Origin of the sequence: Sinorhizobium sp. BG8, from assembly GCF_016864555.1 — a bacterium.
GTDB lineage: Bacteria > Pseudomonadota > Alphaproteobacteria > Rhizobiales > Rhizobiaceae > BG8.
On the sequence record NZ_CP044011.1, the window covers coordinates 4,060,081 to 4,076,795 of the forward strand.

The 16,715-nt window shown below is 62.0% G+C and carries 13 protein-coding genes; 5 read left to right on the plus strand and 8 right to left on the minus strand.

All coding sequences use genetic code 11. The annotated features are described in order from the left end of the window. Nucleotides 1-33: 33 nt before the first annotated feature. The 5 genes from F3Y30_RS18990 to chvE all read right to left on the minus strand — a co-directional run bounded on the left by F3Y30_RS18990 (nt 34) and on the right by chvE (nt 6,588). A complete protein-coding gene (locus tag F3Y30_RS18990) occupies nt 34-1,467 on the minus strand; it encodes an aldehyde dehydrogenase family protein (protein WP_203424233.1) in 1,434 nt (477 codons plus the stop codon). Between the two features lie 58 nt (nt 1,468-1,525). Next, a complete protein-coding gene (araD1, locus tag F3Y30_RS18995) occupies nt 1,526-2,524 on the minus strand; it encodes an AraD1 family protein (RefSeq protein WP_203424234.1) in 999 nt (332 codons plus the stop codon). A gap of 133 nt (nt 2,525-2,657) precedes the next feature. Then, nucleotides 2,658-3,866 (minus strand): multiple monosaccharide ABC transporter permease, encoded by a 1,209-nt coding sequence (gene mmsB, locus F3Y30_RS19000; protein ID WP_203424235.1) that lies wholly within the window; start codon nt 3,864-3,866, stop codon nt 2,658-2,660. Further along, complete coding sequence (gene mmsA, locus F3Y30_RS19005; protein ID WP_203424236.1) at nt 3,866-5,401, minus strand: multiple monosaccharide ABC transporter ATP-binding protein; 1,536 nt, start codon at nt 5,399-5,401, stop codon at nt 3,866-3,868. Before mmsA ends, mmsB begins: the two co-directional genes overlap by 1 nt. Before the next feature lie 119 nt (nt 5,402-5,520). Further along, on the minus strand, nt 5,521-6,588 hold the full coding sequence (gene chvE, locus F3Y30_RS19010) for a multiple monosaccharide ABC transporter substrate-binding protein (protein WP_203424237.1): 1,068 nt from the start codon (nt 6,586-6,588) through the stop codon (nt 5,521-5,523). Nucleotides 6,589-6,868: 280 nt separating this feature from the next. On the opposite strand from chvE, the gene F3Y30_RS19015 reads away from it, so the two are divergent. Beyond that, entirely contained in the window at nt 6,869-7,873 is a 1,005-nt protein-coding gene (locus F3Y30_RS19015; RefSeq protein ID WP_246752798.1) for a LysR family transcriptional regulator, read from the plus strand. A gap of 27 nt (nt 7,874-7,900) precedes the next feature. Then, the gene (locus F3Y30_RS19020) at nt 7,901-8,380 is read left to right on the plus strand and encodes a hypothetical protein (protein WP_203424238.1); all 480 of its coding nucleotides are present in this window, start codon (nt 7,901-7,903) and stop codon (nt 8,378-8,380) included. 109 nt (nt 8,381-8,489) lie between these two features. On the opposite strand, the gene F3Y30_RS19025 is transcribed toward F3Y30_RS19020, so the two are convergent. Both F3Y30_RS19025 and F3Y30_RS19030 read right to left on the minus strand, forming a co-directional pair. Then, nucleotides 8,490-8,714, minus strand: a complete 225-nt coding sequence (locus tag F3Y30_RS19025) for a hypothetical protein (protein ID WP_203424239.1) — start codon at nt 8,712-8,714, stop codon at nt 8,490-8,492. 242 nt (nt 8,715-8,956) lie between these two features. After that, nucleotides 8,957-10,180 (minus strand): ROK family protein, encoded by a 1,224-nt coding sequence (locus F3Y30_RS19030; RefSeq protein ID WP_203424240.1) that lies wholly within the window; start codon nt 10,178-10,180, stop codon nt 8,957-8,959. Nucleotides 10,181-10,423: 243 nt separating this feature from the next. Here F3Y30_RS19030 and xylF point away from each other — a divergent pair, with 243 nt between their 5' ends. From xylF to F3Y30_RS19045, 3 genes are all read left to right on the plus strand, one after another. Continuing rightward, complete coding sequence (gene xylF, locus F3Y30_RS19035; RefSeq protein WP_203424241.1) at nt 10,424-11,464, plus strand: D-xylose ABC transporter substrate-binding protein; 1,041 nt, start codon at nt 10,424-10,426, stop codon at nt 11,462-11,464. 254 nt (nt 11,465-11,718) lie between these two features. Beyond that, the gene (locus tag F3Y30_RS19040) at nt 11,719-13,032 is read left to right on the plus strand and encodes a sugar ABC transporter permease (RefSeq protein WP_203424242.1); all 1,314 of its coding nucleotides are present in this window, start codon (nt 11,719-11,721) and stop codon (nt 13,030-13,032) included. 15 nt (nt 13,033-13,047) lie between these two features. Continuing rightward, entirely contained in the window at nt 13,048-13,833 is a 786-nt protein-coding gene (locus F3Y30_RS19045; RefSeq protein ID WP_203424243.1) for an ATP-binding cassette domain-containing protein, read from the plus strand. Between the two features lie 58 nt (nt 13,834-13,891). On the opposite strand, the gene F3Y30_RS19050 is transcribed toward F3Y30_RS19045, so the two are convergent. Beyond that, entirely contained in the window at nt 13,892-16,288 is a 2,397-nt protein-coding gene (locus F3Y30_RS19050) for a mechanosensitive ion channel family protein (RefSeq protein WP_246752799.1), read from the minus strand. Nucleotides 16,289-16,715 lie beyond the last annotated feature (427 nt).

Sequence of the window (16,715 nt, forward strand, 5' to 3'; positions counted from 1 at the left end):
AGATGCCCCGGCTCCACTGCCAGGGCCCTGTAGTCATGCCAGCGTGTAGGCGGTCTTGACGGTTGTGTAGAATTCGGCCGCGTAGCGGCCCTGCTCGCGCGATCCATAGGAGGATCCTTTGCGCCCGCCGAACGGCACGTGGAAATCCACGCCCGCGGTCGGCAGGTTCACCATGACCATGCCGGCCTCCGCATTGCGCTTGAAGTGCGTGGCGTATTTCAGGCTGGTGGTCGCGATTCCCGAGGAAAGGCCGAACGGCGTGTCATTGGCGACAGAAAGCGCTTCCTCGTAGTCCTTGACCCTGATCACCGATGCGACCGGCCCGAAGATCTCCTCGCGCGAGATCCGCATCTGGTTGGTCGCTTCCGTAAACAGCGCCGGCTGCAGGTAGAAGCCGGGCGTCTCCCGCTTCAAGAGATCGCCGCCAAAGGCGAGCTTGGCGCCCTCCTGCTTGCCTATCTCGATATAGTCGGTATCGGTCTTCAGCTGCTTTTCGTCGACCACCGGGCCGATATGCGTGCCGGCCTTCAGCGCGTCGTCTACCATCACGGTCTTCAAACGCTCGGTCACGGCAGCGACGAACTTGTCGTGGATGCCTTCCGTGACGATGACACGCGACGATGCCGTGCAGCGCTGGCCGGTGGCGAAGAAGGCCGAATTGACGGCAGCCTCGACGGCCACGTTGAGGTCGGCATCGTCAAGCACGACGAACGGATTCTTGCCGCCCATCTCCAGCTGGAACTTGCGATTGTGCTCGATGGAAGCCGCCGCCACGCGCTTTCCGGTTCCGGTCGAACCCGTGAAGGTGATGGCATGCACATCGGGGCTGTCGAGCATGGTCTGGCCGACGACGGAGCCCTTGCCCATGACGAGGTTGAGGACACCCTTCGGCAGGCCTGCGCGATGCAGGATGTCGACGATGGCCCAAGAGCACGCAGGCACAAGTTCCGCCGGCTTGAAGACGACGGTGTTGCCATAGCAGAGCGCCGGCGCGATCTTCCAGGCGGGGATGGCGATCGGGAAGTTCCACGGCGTGATGATGCCTACGACGCCCACGGCCTCGCGAGTGATCTCGACGCCGATGCCCGGACGGACGGACGGAATGACCTCTCCGGCAAGCCGCAAGGCTTCGCCCGCGAAGAAATCGAAGATCTGCGCGGCGCGGATGGTCTCGCCGATGCCTTCGGGAAGCGTCTTGCCCTCTTCCCGCGACAGCAGCCGGCCGAGCTCGTCCTTGCGCGCCATGATCTCGTCGGAGGTCTTCTTGAGAACCGCATGGCGCTCGAGGAGCCCCGAGCGCGACCACGCCGGGAATGCCGCCTTCGCGGCGGCGATGGCTGCCTTGGTGTCTTCGGCGGAGGCGCTGGCATACTCGCCGACCACATCGTTGGTGTTCGACGGGTTGATGTTCTTCACCACATCTGAGCCAACCCATTCGCCGGCGATGAGGTTCTGGTGGATCGTCATGGCCGAAGCCTCCTTGTCGTATCCCTCGGGCGATGCGCGGTCGGCGCTGCCCGTTCAATCACAGCTGGCGGACTTCGATCTGCTCTTCCTTGGCCACAGCCAAGGGGTTGCGCAGCGGCAGGCCGAACCCTTCCGCGCCGATTTCGAAGACATCGCCCTCCTGCGTGGAGATACCGTCGCCGAAGGAAAGCGTGGCCGTGCCGAACATGTGCACGTGCACTTCTCCCGGCACGCGGAACAGGCCGTACTTGAAGTGGTGGTACTCGAGGTTCGCGAAGGTGTGGGACATGTTCGCCTCGCCGGAGACGAACGGCTTCTCCCAGAGAACCTTGCCGCCGCGAACGATGCGCGAAAAGCCGCGAATGTCTTCCGGAGCCACTCCAACGCGGATTTCGGGACCGTAGCTCGCCTGGCGCAGCTTGGAATGCGCGAGGTAGAGGTAGTTGATCCGCTCCGTCACGTGATCGGAGAACTCGTTGGCGACAGCAAAGCCGAGCCGGAAAGGCGTACCGTCGCTCGAGATCACGTAGATCCCCGCCATCTCGGGCTCCTCGCCGCCGTCGAGCGCGAAGGAGGGAGACGTGAGCGGCGCGCCCGGGGCGACGGCCTGGGTGCCATTGCCCTTGTAGAACCACTCGGGCTGCACGCCCTTCTCGCCGGCCTTGGGCTTGCCGCCCTCGAGCCCCATCTTGAACATCTTCATCGAATCCGTGAGCGTCTCTTCGGCCGCTTCACTCGTCTTCTTGTGCATCGAATCGCGCGTTGCAGCCGAACCGAGATGGGTAAGGCCGGTACCGGTCAGGTGGAGATGCGCCGGATCGGGATGCGTTATCGGGGGCAGCATGCGGCCATCCGCATAGGCCTTGTCCAGGTCGATCGTCTCGCCAAGCCCGTAGGCATCGACGACCGCCTGAAGGCTGCGGCCACTGTCTGCCGCCTCGAGAGCCAGCGCGTGGACACTGGGCGCGCCTTTGACGACGCGACCGTTTTCGCCCTGCTGCTGGCGCACCACGACGGAAATCGTGCCGTCTTCGTTCTTGACCTGTGAGATAAGCATTGTCGTTTCCCTAGCACTGGGCGGACCGTCAGCTGACAAAGCTCCGCCATTGGCGCGACACGTGCCGCACCGCCCGACCGCCTCTGCGGCCCATGTTCATTGCAACTTGCCTGCGCAGGCTGACCGGTAACGGTCAGCCCTTGTTCTTGTTGTAGACGTCGAAGAAGACGGCAGCGAGCAGCACCAGACCCTTGATGAGCTGCTGGTAGTCGATACCGATACCCATGATCGACATGCCGTTGTTCATCACGCCCATGATGAATGCACCGATGACCGCGCCGGTGATCTTGCCGACGCCGCCCGAAGCCGATGCACCGCCGATGAAGCATGCAGCGATAACGTCGAGCTCGAAGCCGACGCCCGCCTTGGGCGTGGCAGAGTTCAGGCGCGCGGTGATGATCATGCCGGCCAGTGCCGCGAGTACACCCATGTTGGCGAAGGTGTAGAAGGTCAGCCGCTCGGTGTTGATGCCCGAAAGCTTCGCCGCCTTCTCGTTGCCGCCCATGGCATAGATACGCCGGCCGACAGTCGAGCGCGTGGTCACGAAGGAGTAGAGCGCGATCAGTACGCCCATGACGATCAGGACGTTCGGCAGGCCGCGGTAGGTCGACAGCTGGAAGCCGATGAACAGCGCCACGATGGCAATGACCGCCATCTGGATCACGAAGAACACAAAGGGTTCGTTCTCCGTGCCGTGGAGTTCATTGATCCGGCGATTGCGGAAACCGGAGTAGATCGCGAGGCCGACCAGGATCAGAACCGCAACCAGGGCGACCATGTTCTTGATCGTCTCGGGCGCGGGGTTCAGGAAGTAGAGGAAATCGGGCACGAAGCCAGTGGACAGGATCTGGAATTCCTTCGGGAACGGACCGATCGGCCGACCGCCGAGCACGACATAGGTCATGCCGCGGAACACGAGCATGCCAGCCAGCGTCACGATGAACGAAGGAATCTTCTGATAGGCCACCCAGTAGCCTTGGGCCGCCCCCATGATACCGCCTACGATGAGGCAGAGGGGAACCACGATGATGGCCGGCAGGCCCCATTTGACCAGCATGATCGCCGAGATCGCGCCGATGAAGGCGACGATCGAGCCGACCGACAGGTCGATGTGCCCCGCCACGATGATCAGCAGCATGCCCAGCGCCATGATGACGATGAACGAGTTCTGCAGCACCAGGTTCGTGATGTTGACCGGCCGGAACAGAACGCCGTTAGTCAGGATCTGGAAGAACACCATGATGACGACGAGCGCGACCAGCAGGCCGTACTCGCGAATGTTGTTCCTGAGATAGTCCCCGATGGACGGTTTGGAGGTAGGAGCGTTGGTATCGGCGACCATTAGTGTTTCTCCCCGGAGCGCATGATGGCCCGCATTATGGTTTCTTGGCTTGCCTCCTCCTTGGAGAGCTCCGCGACGATACGTCCTTCATTCATGACATAGATGCGATCGCAGGTTCCAAGCAGTTCGGGCATCTCCGAAGAGATCATGAGAATGCCCTTACCCTCGGCTGCAAGCTGGTTGATGATACTGTAGATTTCAAATTTGGCACCGACGTCGATGCCGCGCGTCGGCTCGTCGAGGATCAGCACTTCCGGATTGGTGAACAGCCACTTCGACAGCACCACCTTCTGCTGGTTGCCGCCCGAAAGGTTCACCGTTTCCTGATAGATCGAATGCGAACGGATACGCAGCTTGGTTCGGTAGTCGGTCGCGACCTTCGTTTCCTTGTGGTCGTCAATGATACCGTTCCGCGACACCGCGCCCAGATTGGACAGGGTCGTGTTCTGCTTGATGTTGTTCATCAGGACGAGGCCGAGGTGCTTGCGATCCTCGGTGACATAGGCGAGGCCCGAATCGATCGCCTTCGGGATCGTGCTCACGTCGACGTGCTTGCCACGCATGAGCACTTCGCCGGTGATCTTGTGCCCCCAGGACTTGCCGAAGATGCTCATGGCCGTTTCGGTACGGCCGGCGCCCATCAGCCCGGCGATACCGACGACTTCGCCGGCACGCACCGTGAAATTGACGTTGTGCAGGAACTGGCGGTCGCGGTGATGCTGGTGGAAGACATTCCAGTTCTTCACTTCCAGCAGAGTCTCGCCGATCTTGGGTTCGCGCGCAGGGTAGCGGTCTTCCATGTCGCGGCCGACCATGCCCTTGATGATCCGGTCTTCGCTGATGTCTTCACTATGACAGTCGAGCGTCTCGACCGTGCCGCCATCGCGCAGGATCGTGATCTTGTCGGCGACCTTTTTGATCTCGTTCAGCTTGTGCGAGATGATGATCGAGGTCATGCCCTGCTTGCGGAACTCCATGAGCAGCTTCAGGAGCGCGTCGGAGTCCTTTTCGTTCAGCGAGGCCGTGGGTTCGTCGAGGATCAGCAGCCGGACCTTCTTCGACAGCGCCTTGGCGATTTCGACGAGCTGCTGCTTGCCGACGCCGATGTCCGTGATGAGGGTCGCGGGCGACTCGGTCAGACCGACCTTCTTCAGAAGCTCCTGCGTCCGGGCGAAGGTCTGGGGCCAGTGAATCACACCCTTATCGGCGATCTCGTTGCCGAGGAAGATGTTCTCGGCGATCGAAAGAAGCGGAACGAGTGCGAGTTCCTGGTGGATGATGATGATGCCAAGCTCTTCGCTATCGGAAATCGTCGAAAAGCGGCGGACCTCGCCATCATAGTGGATTTCACCGTCATAGGTTCCGGCGGGATAAACGCCGCTGAGGACCTTCATCAAGGTCGACTTACCGGCGCCATTCTCGCCGACGAGGGCGTGGATCTCGCCTTCGCGAACCTTGAAGCTGACATTATCGAGAGCTTTGACGCCTGGAAACGTCTTCGTGATGCTCTGCATTTCGAGGATGATATTGTCCATGTTCAGGCATTCCAGCGGCAATCTGCGGGGGATGAGGTCAGTCTGCCGACAGTACAGGCTCCCTCATCAAGATAAAAGGGTCCGCAACGGATCGCGGACCCCGGTTTCGTGACGACCGATCAGTTGTTGATCTGGTCTTCGGTGTAGTAGCCAGCGCCGACCAGGATGTCCTTCGCGTTCGTCTTGTCGACTGCGACGGGCTTCAGCAGGTAGGACGGAACAACCTTGACGCCGTTGTCATAGGTCTTGGTGTCGTTGATTTCCGGCTCCTTGCCACCGATGATAGCATCGACCATGCCGACAGTGACCTTCGCGAGTTCGCGCGTGTCCTTGAAGACCGTCGAATACTGTTCGTCAGCGAGGATCGACTTGACGGACGGCAGTTCGGCATCCTGGCCGGTGACGACCGGCATCGGCATGTCGCCCGAGCCGTAGCCAACGCCCTTGAGGGCCGAAATGATACCGATGGAGAGACCATCATACGGCGACAGAACGCCATCAACCTTGGCATCGGTGTAGGTCGAGGAGAGCAGGTTCTCCATGCGAGCCTGGGCAACGGCACCGTCCCAACGCAGCGTGCCGACCTGGTCCATGCCGGTCTGGCCCGACTTCACGACGATCTTGCCGCTGTCGATGAGAGGCTGCAGGACCGACATCGCGCCGTCATAGAAGAAGAAGGCGTTGTTGTCGTCCGGCGAACCGCCGAAGAGTTCGATGTTCTTGGGCTCGGTTGCGCCGTCGAGCTTGAGGCCGTTGACGAGCGAGGTGGCCTGCAGAACGCCGACCTGGAAGTTGTCGAACGTCGCGTAGTAGTCGACGTTGCCCGAGTCGCGGATCAGACGGTCATACGCGATGACCTTGACGCCGGCTTCGTGTGCCTTTGCCAGGATGTCGGAAAGCGTGGTGCCGTCGATGGCGCCGATGACGAGAACTTTGGCACCCTTGGTGACCATGTTTTCGATCTGCGCGAGCTGGTTCGGGATATCGTCGTCAGCAAACTGCAGGTCCGGGGTGTAGCCGGCGTCCTTGAACAGCTTTTCCATGGTCTCGCCGTCGGAAATCCAGCGGGTCGACGTCTTGGTCGGCATGGAGATGCCAACGGTCCCCTTGTCCTGCGCGAATGCAGGCATGGCAAATGACGCCACGCTGATGGCAGCAGCGGCGAGAAGCGAGGTAATCAATTTCATTGCTAGGTCTCTCCCTTATATTTGCTCCGGCCCAGCTGTTGGACCGAACCAGATTCAGTGCATCGCAGCCCGCTGTCGCAGACGACGGTCTCCAACGGAGGAAAAGGATACTGTTACTACCCCTCCCGGCCTCACACTCCCTTGGGCACGAGCGCACATGGGCGCAACCTGTTATGAATTCCCATAACTGTCAAATACAATAATCTTCTAAAGACATATCAATTCTGATATAATAAAAAGAAATCATATGATTTTTGAAAAAATGCGGGAAAACTCGTTAATGCGTGGGCAAGAGTATACGGAAAATCCACAGATTGAAGGGGTAGACGCAGGAGGCTCCGGCCTAGGCCTGCTGCGCTCGGGCCTCAAGCTCACGCACTTGCGCATGATCGTGGCTATCGAAGACCACAAGCAGATCAGCGCAGCGGCCGAGGTGATGAACATTTCGCAGCCCGCCGCATCCCGGATGCTCAACGAGATGGAATCGATCCTGGGAACACCGCTCTGCGAGAGGGTGTCGCGCGGCGTCGCGCTGACGGCATTCGGCCGCGCCTTCGCCAGACGCGCGCGGACCATCCTGCTCGAGCTTCGCGAAGTCGATCGCGAGATCGGGGCGATGAAATCGGGCGCCGGCGGGACGGTGTACCTCGGAAGCGTTGCCGCGCCGGCCGTCAGCCTCGCCGTTCCGGCCATCAACCACGTCAGCGCCGCCTATCCCGGTATTGAAGTGAATGTCCGGATCGAGACCAGCAACGTCCTTTCGCGAGAACTGCTTGCGGCCCGGCACGACTTCATTATTGCGCGCCTGCCCGACGACCTCGATCCGCGCCAGTTCCATGCGGAAGAGATCGGCATCGAACGGGCATGTCTTATCGTACGCAAGGGGCATCCGCTCCTCGACAAGCCGATCGTCAGCCTGTCAGACCTGCACGGCCACGACTGGGTCTTCCAGCCGCCCCGCACGCTTCTCAGGCGCCGGATGGAGGAACTGTTCATTTCCGCCAACGTGCCCCTGCCCTCCACGGTGATCAACACGTCTTCCATCATCCTGACGGTGGCGATCGTCTGCGGCTCGAACGCAATTGCCCCGATTGCCCGCGATATGGCGGACTTCGTTGCCGGAAATGCTGCGGACGCCGGCAATGTCCGCATCCTTCAGACCGATTTCGAGATCGACATCAAGCCGTACAGCCTGATTTCCGTCAAAGGGCGGGCGCTGCCGCCGAGTGCGAAACTGCTCTATGATCTGATTCAGCAGCGAAGCCGGATGCTCGCGACTGACTGAGAAGGAAACCGGGAAAACATGCTGGGTATGACTGTATTCGAGTCCGTTCTCGAACGTCTGAAAGCCGAGATGGCCACAGAAGAGCAAGAGGACGAGGCCGGAAGCAGTACGTCCCGCGGCGGTATCACCGGTCTCCCCTCGGGTTTCGCCGGCCTGAAGGACGGGCATGTCTTCGCGCCGGGCTGGCAGGCCGCTGCAGCCTACCGCGATCTCTATGAGGATATGCCGCCGGCCGAAATCGAGGAGGCGCCGGTCAAACCTCCCTCGCCGCCGCACCTGTTGCGGATCGCTCCGGAAGAGATCGCCGACGACCTCGCCCTGAAGGGCACGGAAACGCTCGATGAACTGGCGGCGCTGCGCCGGGCGTTCGCACGGGAAAACCATCCCGATCTCGTGGACCCCGACCTTCGGGACAATGCGACCCTGCGCATGAAGATTGCCAACATGCTGATCGACGAGACCCTCCGCCGGATCAACGTCGAGTCGTCATTCGGCATCAAGCGCTAGAAGCGCTCCCTCGATCTCTCGGATTTGTCATCGACGCGGCAGCCGCCATTTCGTGCACACGTCCGTGTCCCGGAACCGATGATCGCTTCCCTGAGGAATGTCTTGGCAGTTACTCGTCGGTGGGCTGTTTCGGAGGTTCCTCGGCCCCGGACGACGGCTTGTAGAAGAGGAGGAGCTGCGCGGTGGCGTAAGCGGAGACCACGAGGAAGATGGTGCCCCACATTTCCTCGTTGTTGTAGAATTCCAGCGCCGTCCACCCAACGCACACTGCGACGATCACAAGCCTGATCCAGAGAGGCTTGTAGAATGGATGTCCGGGGTCGATGAACTTCATGAAGGGGCCTCCTGCCCGTATGCACCGTCAGCGAAATCGCCGCCTTACATAGGAGGTTTTGCCTCCGGATGAAACCATCGCCGGAGAGCGAATGAGGCATGGGCTGTTCTATTTTAGCCCGCGTCGGGACCTGACCATTCTTTCGGATATTGTTTCTGGAAGACGACGCTGGCGGAAGCCACATTTGATTGGCCAACGAAGGTCTTCAACGCCACCGTTATCTAGGAGGCATCCCGCCGCCCCTACCCCGCGTGACCGGCCTTTTCCGCCGCGATGCTCTGGTCGAGTTCGCTCAATGCGCGGTCGAGATGGCCCTCGAAGACCAGCATGGCCTCCTCGGACACGATCGAGATCTGCGGGAAACCGAGAAGCCTCACCTGCTGCGACTGACGCAACCCCTCCTCGATGCCGCGGCTGAGCAGGTCGGCGTAGCGCGTGCCCGGTCCCGTTATGTAGATCGGCATGGTTTCGTAGAGGCTCAGCACGCGCGAAAGCCCCTGACCCAGCACCAGGCCTGCCTGCCGGAAGGCGTATTCCGACATCCGATGTCCCTGCCGGGCGCGAAGGGCAATCTTGTCCATTTCCGCCACCGGCACGAACTTCGCCGGGATCGTGTCCGGCGGAACCTCGAATGCCGTGCGCAGGATGCCGTAGAAGCCTGCGGAGGCCTCGATGCACCCGAAGGAGCCGCAGCGGCAGAGTTTCCCGTCCGCCGAGTTCAGCATATGGCCGAAGTTCGGGGCATTGGCGTGAAGTTCGCCTGACGCATCCTTGCGCGCAATGCCGAGACCGACGCTGTGGCCGAGCGACAGCACGAGCAGGGACGGCGACGACGTCTCCGCCGACTTCTCAGCACGGATGGCTAGCGCGTGGGCGACGAGCAGGCTCTCGTTGTTCAGCGTCACTCTTGCGCGCCACTGATCCGAAAGGACCTCTGCGAAATCGATCTGGTTTCCGCCGAAGACGGGCGACCAGACAAGTTGTGCCGACGATGGGTCGACCAGGCCCTTGCTGCTGATCGAAATGGCGAGCACGCGCGAGGGCTCGATGCCGGACCGTTGCGCCAGCCGCATGAGGGCCCGCCGGAAATCCTCTACGAACTGCGCAGTGGAGGCATCGCTTTGCACGCGCGCTTCCTCGAAGCGGTCGATCAGCGTTCCGGCATAGTCGACGAGCGAATACTGGACGACATCCGACGCGATGCGCACTGAGATTAGGTAGCCGCAGTCCCGCCGCTGGGCGAACAGCACGCGCGGCCGCCCTCGCCCGCCGAGCGACTGCTGCTCCTTCTTCTCGATGATGGCAGCGCGCTCGAGATCAGCCGTGATCGCAGAGACGGTTGCGGAGGCAAGTCCGGTGTGCTCGGAAATATCGGTGTGGGAGAGCGCACCGTGCCGGCGCAGCGACGACAGCACAAGCGCGCTGTTGTGCTGACGCACCAACTCGGTGCTGGATTTTGTCAGCATGGCTCGTCGTCGTCCAGGTCCGTCATGTCTTGCAAGAGTCTCCTCCCGAATGCGCTGCAGCCGCCGCCAATACCCCTCCATAAGCATTGTTGACAGCCCTGGAAAACTCTGACATTTATTTTCTCGACTGTCGAGAAAAAAGCCGGAGAGTTGGGGCTATCAATTCCAGACAGTATTCCACGGCCGGCGGCTGACGGGACGGGAGGTTCGTCCGGGCGGCCGGTATTCATTCGGGAGGATAATATGAAATCAGTTTTGAAGCTGATGGCAGGCGTTGCCGTCATCGTATCGCTGCATTCTGCGGCACATGCCAAGGACCTCGTTGTTGGCGTTTCCTGGTCGAACTTCCAGGAAGAGCGCTGGAAAACCGACGAAGCCGCCATCAAGGCCGCTCTTGAGGCCTCCGGCGACAAGTACATTTCCGCCGATGCGCAGTCTTCCGCTGCAAAGCAGCTCACCGATGTTGAGTCGCTGATCTCGCAGGGCGCAAACGCCCTCATCGTTCTTGCCCAGGACTCGGACGCCATCGGCCCGGCCATCGAAAAGGCCGCTGCAGAAGGCATCCCGGTCGTCGGCTACGACCGCCTGATCGAAAACCCGGCCGCCTTCTACATCACCTTCGACAACAAGGAAGTCGGCCGCATGCAGGCCCGTGAAGTCTTCAAGGCGAAGCCGGAAGGCAACTACGTCTTCATCAAGGGCTCCTCGTCCGACCCGAACGCAGACTTCCTGTTCTCCGGCCAGCTCGAAGTGCTCAAGGAAGCGATCGACGCGGGCAAGATCAAGAACGTCGGCGAAGCCTACACCGACGGCTGGAAGCCTGAAAACGCCCAGAAGAACATGGAGCAGTTCCTGACTGCCAACGACAACAAGGTCGACGCAGTTGTCGCTTCCAACGACGGCACCGCCGGTGGCGCCGTCGCCGCACTCGACGCACAGGGCCTCGCCGGTTCCGTTCCGGTCTCCGGACAGGACGCGGACAAGGCCGCCCTCAATCGCGTCGCACTCGGCACCCAGACCGTGTCCGTCTGGAAGGACAGCCGCGAACTGGGCAAGCGGGCAGCTGAAATCGCAGCAGCTCTCGCCGCTGGCAAGACCATGGACGAGATCGAAGGCGTGACGACGTTCAACGGCGGCCCGAAGGGCGTCGAGATGAAGTCGGTATTCCTCGCTCCGCTGCCGATCACCAAGGACAATCTGAACGTCGTCATCGACGCCGGCTGGATCTCCAAGGATGAAGCTTGCCAGGGCGCTGCGGCCGGTTCCGTCGCCGCGTGCAAGTAAATCGCCCTCACCTGGGCTGACCTGAGCCTTCGTCAAGCGCCGCAACGAAAACCGTTGCGGCGCTTGTGCAAGAGCCCCCGGGCAAGCGAGGGATTGCGGTTCGCACCCTCCATGCAACGAAGCCCGGCCGGCCTGCGCGGCCCGAATCCATCCCGGTCCGATCGGTGTTGCGCTATTCTAAACATTGCTGCGTCTCAGGGTCGCCCGGCCGTTCGACGCAGGAAGATCAACAAAAGTGGGGGGAACGGCAGACCATGGCCGACATCACACACAGTACCCAGGCGAACCGCGCCCGAAGCGCGACCGAGGGTCCGGTGAAGCGCTTCTTCCGCGCCACCGAAATCGACACGCGACTGCTCGGCATGGTGGGCGCGCTGGTCATCATCTGGCTCGGCTTCCAGCTCATGACGGGCGGCCTGTTTCTCACGCCGCGCAACCTCTGGAACCTCACCGTCCAGACGTCGTCCGTCGCGGTCATGGCGACCGGCATGGTGCTCATTATCGTGACGCGCAACATCGACCTCTCCGTCGGCTCGGTGCTCGGTTTCTGCGGAATGATCATGGGCGTCCTGCAGGCGCAGATCCTGCCGCAGTATCTCGGCCTCGAGAACCCCGCCACCTGGATCATCACGCTTGCATGCGGCATTCTCGTCGGTGCTGCGATCGGCGCCCTCCACGGCTCCATCATCGCGTTCCTGAATGTGCCCTCTTTCATCGTCACGCTCGGCGGGCTGCTCGTCTGGCGTGGCGCGACCTGGTTCGTCACGAGCGGCCAGACCGTCGCCCCGATGAACAAGACCTTCCGCCTCATGGGTGGTGGAACGGAAGGATCGATTGGTGCCACCGCAAGCTGGATTGTCGGCATTCTAGCCTGCATCGCCATCATCGGCGCAATCCTGAATGCCCGTAAGCAGCGCAAGCGCTTCGGCTTTCCCCGTCGCCCGCTGTGGGCCGAGTACTTCCTCTCGCTTCTCGGCTGCGCACTCGTTCTCGGCGCGGTCTGGGTTGCCAACATCTACTATTGGCCGACCAACATCGCCCGCAAGTACGCAGATGCAAACGGTATCGCGTGGCCAGAGGGTGGTCTGCAGATCCCGCACGGCATCGCCATCCCCGTGCTGATCGCCATCGCCGTCGGCATCGTCATGACGTTCATCGCGACACGTCTGCGCTTCGGTCGGTACGTCTTCGCGATCGGCGGCAACCCGGAGGCGGCAGAACTCGCCGGCATCAAGACCCGTTGGGTAACGGTACGCATCTTCGCGCTGATGGGCGTTCTCTGCGCCATAGCCGCCGCGATCTCGACGGCACGCCTCAACGCAGCGACCAACGCACAGGGCGAGCTTGACGAACTCTACACGATCGCCGCCGCGGTCATCGGCGGCACGTCGCTGGCGGGTGGCACCGGCACCATCGCTGGCGCAATGCTTGGCGCCTTCGTCATGCAATCGCTGCAATCCGGCATGGTGCTGCTGGGTATCGACAGTCCGTTCCAGCGCATCGTGGTTGGCGTCGTCCTTGTCGTTGCCGTGTGGCTCGACACGGTCTACCGCGCCCGCGCGAAGTAAGAAGGAGTACGATCAATGAACGACAAACGCACTCCGCTGGTGGAAATGAAGAATATTTCCATCTCCTTCGGCGGGATCCACGCCGTCGACAACGCATCCGTCGATCTGTTCCCCGGAGAAGTCGTGGCGCTGCTCGGCCACAACGGCGCCGGCAAGTCGACGCTGATCAAGATCCTGTCCGGTGCCTACAGGCGCGATGCCGGAGAGATCCTGATCAACGGTGAACCCGCCGATATCAACAATCCCCGGGATGCCAAGAAGTACGGGATCGAGACGATTTACCAGACGCTCGCAGTCGCCGACAATGTCGATGCCGCCGCCAACCTCTACCTCGGCCGCGAACTCAGAACCCCCTGGGGCACGCTCGACGACGTGGCGATGGAAGCCAAGGCCCGCGAGGTCATGGGTCGGCTCAATCCAAACTTCCAGCGCTTCAAGGAGCCGGTGAAGGCGCTCTCCGGCGGCCAGCGGCAATCGGTGGCAATTGCCCGTGCGATCCTCTTCGATGCCCGTATCCTGATCATGGACGAGCCGACAGCTGCCCTCGGGCCGCAGGAGACCGCCCAGGTCGGCGAACTCATCAAGCAGCTGAAGCGCGAAGGCATCGGCATCTTCCTCATCAGCCACGACATCCACGATGTCTTCGATCTCGCGGACCGCGTGTCGGTGATGAAGAACGGCCAAGTTGTCGGTCACGCCCGCACCGAGGATGTCACCAAGGATGAGGTGCTTGGCATGATCATCATGGGCAAGGTGCCGCCGAAGGCCATTCCCGGCCCGGGGGCGATGCAGACGGCCTGAGGCCATCAGGCGGACGGAAATGAGGAAGGCCGCATGTTTCGCATGCGGCCTTCATGCGTCAGGCGGCGGGTGCGACGCCCGATCCTTCCGGCGGGTGCGAGGCGCGCATCATCTGGCTTGCAGCCGCGGCGATCGCACCGGACTCCGCATCCTCGTGACGCGACACCTGCACGGTCGGAACGGCGAACTCGATGCCGTTGTCCCTGAAGGCTTTCTTGATCTTCACCATCGCATCGCGGCGGATCATGAACTGTTCGCCCGGCTTGGTCGTCATGCCGACCCTCACCTCGATCGCGTACTCCCCGAAGTTCTGCACGCCCTTCATCTTGAGTGGCTCGATGATGCTGGGCCGGTATTCCGGGTTGTCCATCAGCTCCTGGCCGATCCCCTTGATGATTTTCTTCAGCTTGTTGAGGTCCGTGTCGTAGGTCACCCGGATCGTGAACTTGTCGACGGTCCAGTCGCGGCTCGCATTGCGCACCGCGCCGAGTTCCCCGAACGGTACGGTCGTCACCGGCCCGCGATGATGGCGCAGTTTCACCGAGCGCAGGCTGAAGGATTCGACAGTTCCCTTGTGACTTCCCGTCTCGATGTATTCGCCGATGCGGAAGGCGTCGTCCCAGAGGTAGAACATGCCGCTGATCACGTCCTTCACGATGGTCTGCGCCCCGAAGCCGACGGCCACGCCGACCACGCCGGCGCCGGCGATGAGCGGCCCGATCTGAATGCCGAGACCGGCAAGCACCATCAGCACCGCGATCACGCCGATCACTCCGGCAAGTATGTTGCGAAAGATCGGAAGGAGCGTCCGGATGCGGGCAGCCCTCGCCCTCTGTTCGTCGTCGTGCAGCAGGGAATCGGAGGCGGCATCGAGCCTGTCGTTGATGTAGGCCTTGGCCAACGCCCAGATCAGATCCGCCACCAGGAGGATGACGACCCCGCCGAGAACGCCCTTGGCGATCCGGTCCACCACTGTCTCGCCCGCAGCCATCGTCGAGGCCTCGACCCCCAGCACGCCGGCGAGCCACCACGCGGCAAGCGCGATCACCAGGGCGCGAATGCCCCGCTCCAGGAGAACGACAGCCATGCTGTTCTCGCGATAGCCGCTGGAGAAGGCGAGCGCCCTGATCGCACGTACGGTCGCCGAGCAGATTGCAAGCACGCGCGGTAGAAGCACGATGTAGATGCCGATCCACAGCAGCCCGCGCAAACCAGCCACCCAGAGGCACCAGAGTACAATAAAATAGGCGGTGAGCAGCCAGGACATTGCATTGCCCGTGTTGGCGCTACCGGGCGCACGGGGTCGCGACCATACGGCTTCCGTTGCAATGGCCACCAGCCCGATGCCAAGGATATACGCCACCAGAAGCCGCGTACCGTCGCTGAAACCCAAGGGCCGCATCACGATGACCAAAGCCCACCCGATCGCAAAGTAGGACACGAAGAGGAGGCAGCGACTGTACCAGAAGGCAGCCGGCGGCCGTGTGACCGGCAACGGCGCCGTCACGGCAGCGGTCTCTGTCGTGGACGGAACGGACATCTCAGGAACGGGCTGCGTTGCAAGGGTCGTCTCGGAGGTTGGCTCTACCTCCATCCCTGCCCCCGCCAGGACTGGCTCCGCGCTTTCGACTGCCTCAGTGGCACCCTCCGCTTTCACCGGCATCTCGGGACCGGGTTCCGCCTCGAGAACGAGATCTTCCTCGAAACGCTCGGCCAATGCAGCTTGCGCTAGTGCTGGCGGCACCTCCGGTTGGTCGGGCTCGGGCTCGGGAGCGGGGAGCACATGTGCGGCCTGGGCTGCGCGCGCTTCGGCCAGTATCACGAGGGCCTTGCCGACGGCGACGAAGATCCGGATCGCGACGATGACACCCGCAACGGCGAGCGCTGTCCGCAGCAGGAACGGCGGCCACTCGAAGATGAGGAAAGGCACGATGCTCCCGGCCGCGAATGCCACTGCTGCGACCAGTCCCTTCAGCGCCTCAGCTACGGGATGTTCTTCCACGTCCGCGGACACGCCGGCGGCGGACGCGCGCCGCCGTCCGATAAGCCGCACGAGCCACTGACCGGCAAAGGCGAACAGCGGAATGGAGAGCAGGAACGCCAGCGAGGTTGCATGTCCGGTTGTCTCCACATCCTGCTCGACCGTGGTGACAGCATGCTGCGCCTCGACTGGATAGGTCATGAGCGCATTCTTGAGGAGGCCGAAATGAGCCTTGATCTGCGCGAGTTTCGTGACGACAACCGACATCTCCTCGCTGACGACCGGGTTCGATCCGGCGGCACCCGCAGGACCCGCGGTGCCTGCAGCACCTGACGGACTTTCCTTGCCCGCCGCGGACTGCGTTTGCAGCCAATTGCGGACATCGGGTTCATCGAGAAGTTTCAGCAGTTCGCGAACCTTTTCAGGCTGGGCGACCTCCGGCTGTGGTCCCGCAGCCGTACTTTGAGCTCGCACCGGAACCGCTTCGGCCGAAAGGATCAGCAAGGCAAGTAGCGCCCCGCGTGACAGGTATCTTAGGAGAAGTACGCAATTCAAAACCATTCTCCCTGTGTTTATGCACCTCCGGCGCCCGGAGGTGCAGACGGCTGACGTCCCATGCGAGCGGGAGGCGGACCGCCGCCGCCGCGCGGAGGCACGCAGGCGCTGGTAACGTCTGCTGACACCGGTCCGATGCCCCTCCGCATCCACTGCTGGCAACGCTGGGCGCCAACAGCGGTCGAGCCTCGCGATCGCGCGCCCTCTCCCCTCATTTCGCCGACCAGATTGCATCGCTACGTGCATAAGATCAAACAAATTGAATCTCGAGCCTGACAAACGACAAGCGGGCACGGCGCGGAGGGCCTCGGCTGCTCGTCGCCAATGTCGCTGATGTGAGAGCCGA

Excerpts from the sequence above, each read along its gene's own strand:
- F3Y30_RS18990 (WP_203424233.1), bottom strand. The coding sequence starts at position 1,467 with ATGACGATCCACCAGAACCTCATCGCCGGCGAATGGGTTGGCTCAGAT.
- F3Y30_RS19030 (WP_203424240.1), bottom strand. The coding sequence starts at position 10,180 with ATGCTGACAAAATCCAGCACCGAGTTGGTGCGTCAGCACAACAGCGCG.
- F3Y30_RS19020 (WP_203424238.1), top strand. The coding sequence starts at position 7,901 with ATGACTGTATTCGAGTCCGTTCTCGAACGTCTGAAAGCCGAGATGGCC.
- araD1 (WP_203424234.1), bottom strand. The coding sequence starts at position 2,524 with ATGCTTATCTCACAGGTCAAGAACGAAGACGGCACGATTTCCGTCGTG.
- F3Y30_RS19045 (WP_203424243.1), top strand. The coding sequence starts at position 13,048 with ATGAACGACAAACGCACTCCGCTGGTGGAAATGAAGAATATTTCCATC.
- F3Y30_RS19040 (WP_203424242.1), top strand. The coding sequence starts at position 11,719 with ATGGCCGACATCACACACAGTACCCAGGCGAACCGCGCCCGAAGCGCG.
- chvE (WP_203424237.1), bottom strand. The coding sequence starts at position 6,588 with ATGAAATTGATTACCTCGCTTCTCGCCGCTGCTGCCATCAGCGTGGCG.
- F3Y30_RS19025 (WP_203424239.1), bottom strand. The coding sequence starts at position 8,714 with ATGAAGTTCATCGACCCCGGACATCCATTCTACAAGCCTCTCTGGATC.
- mmsB (WP_203424235.1), bottom strand. The coding sequence starts at position 3,866 with ATGGTCGCCGATACCAACGCTCCTACCTCCAAACCGTCCATCGGGGAC.
- mmsA (WP_203424236.1), bottom strand. The coding sequence starts at position 5,401 with ATGGACAATATCATCCTCGAAATGCAGAGCATCACGAAGACGTTTCCA.
- xylF (WP_203424241.1), top strand. The coding sequence starts at position 10,424 with ATGAAATCAGTTTTGAAGCTGATGGCAGGCGTTGCCGTCATCGTATCG.
- F3Y30_RS19015 (WP_246752798.1), top strand. The coding sequence starts at position 6,869 with ATGCGTGGGCAAGAGTATACGGAAAATCCACAGATTGAAGGGGTAGAC.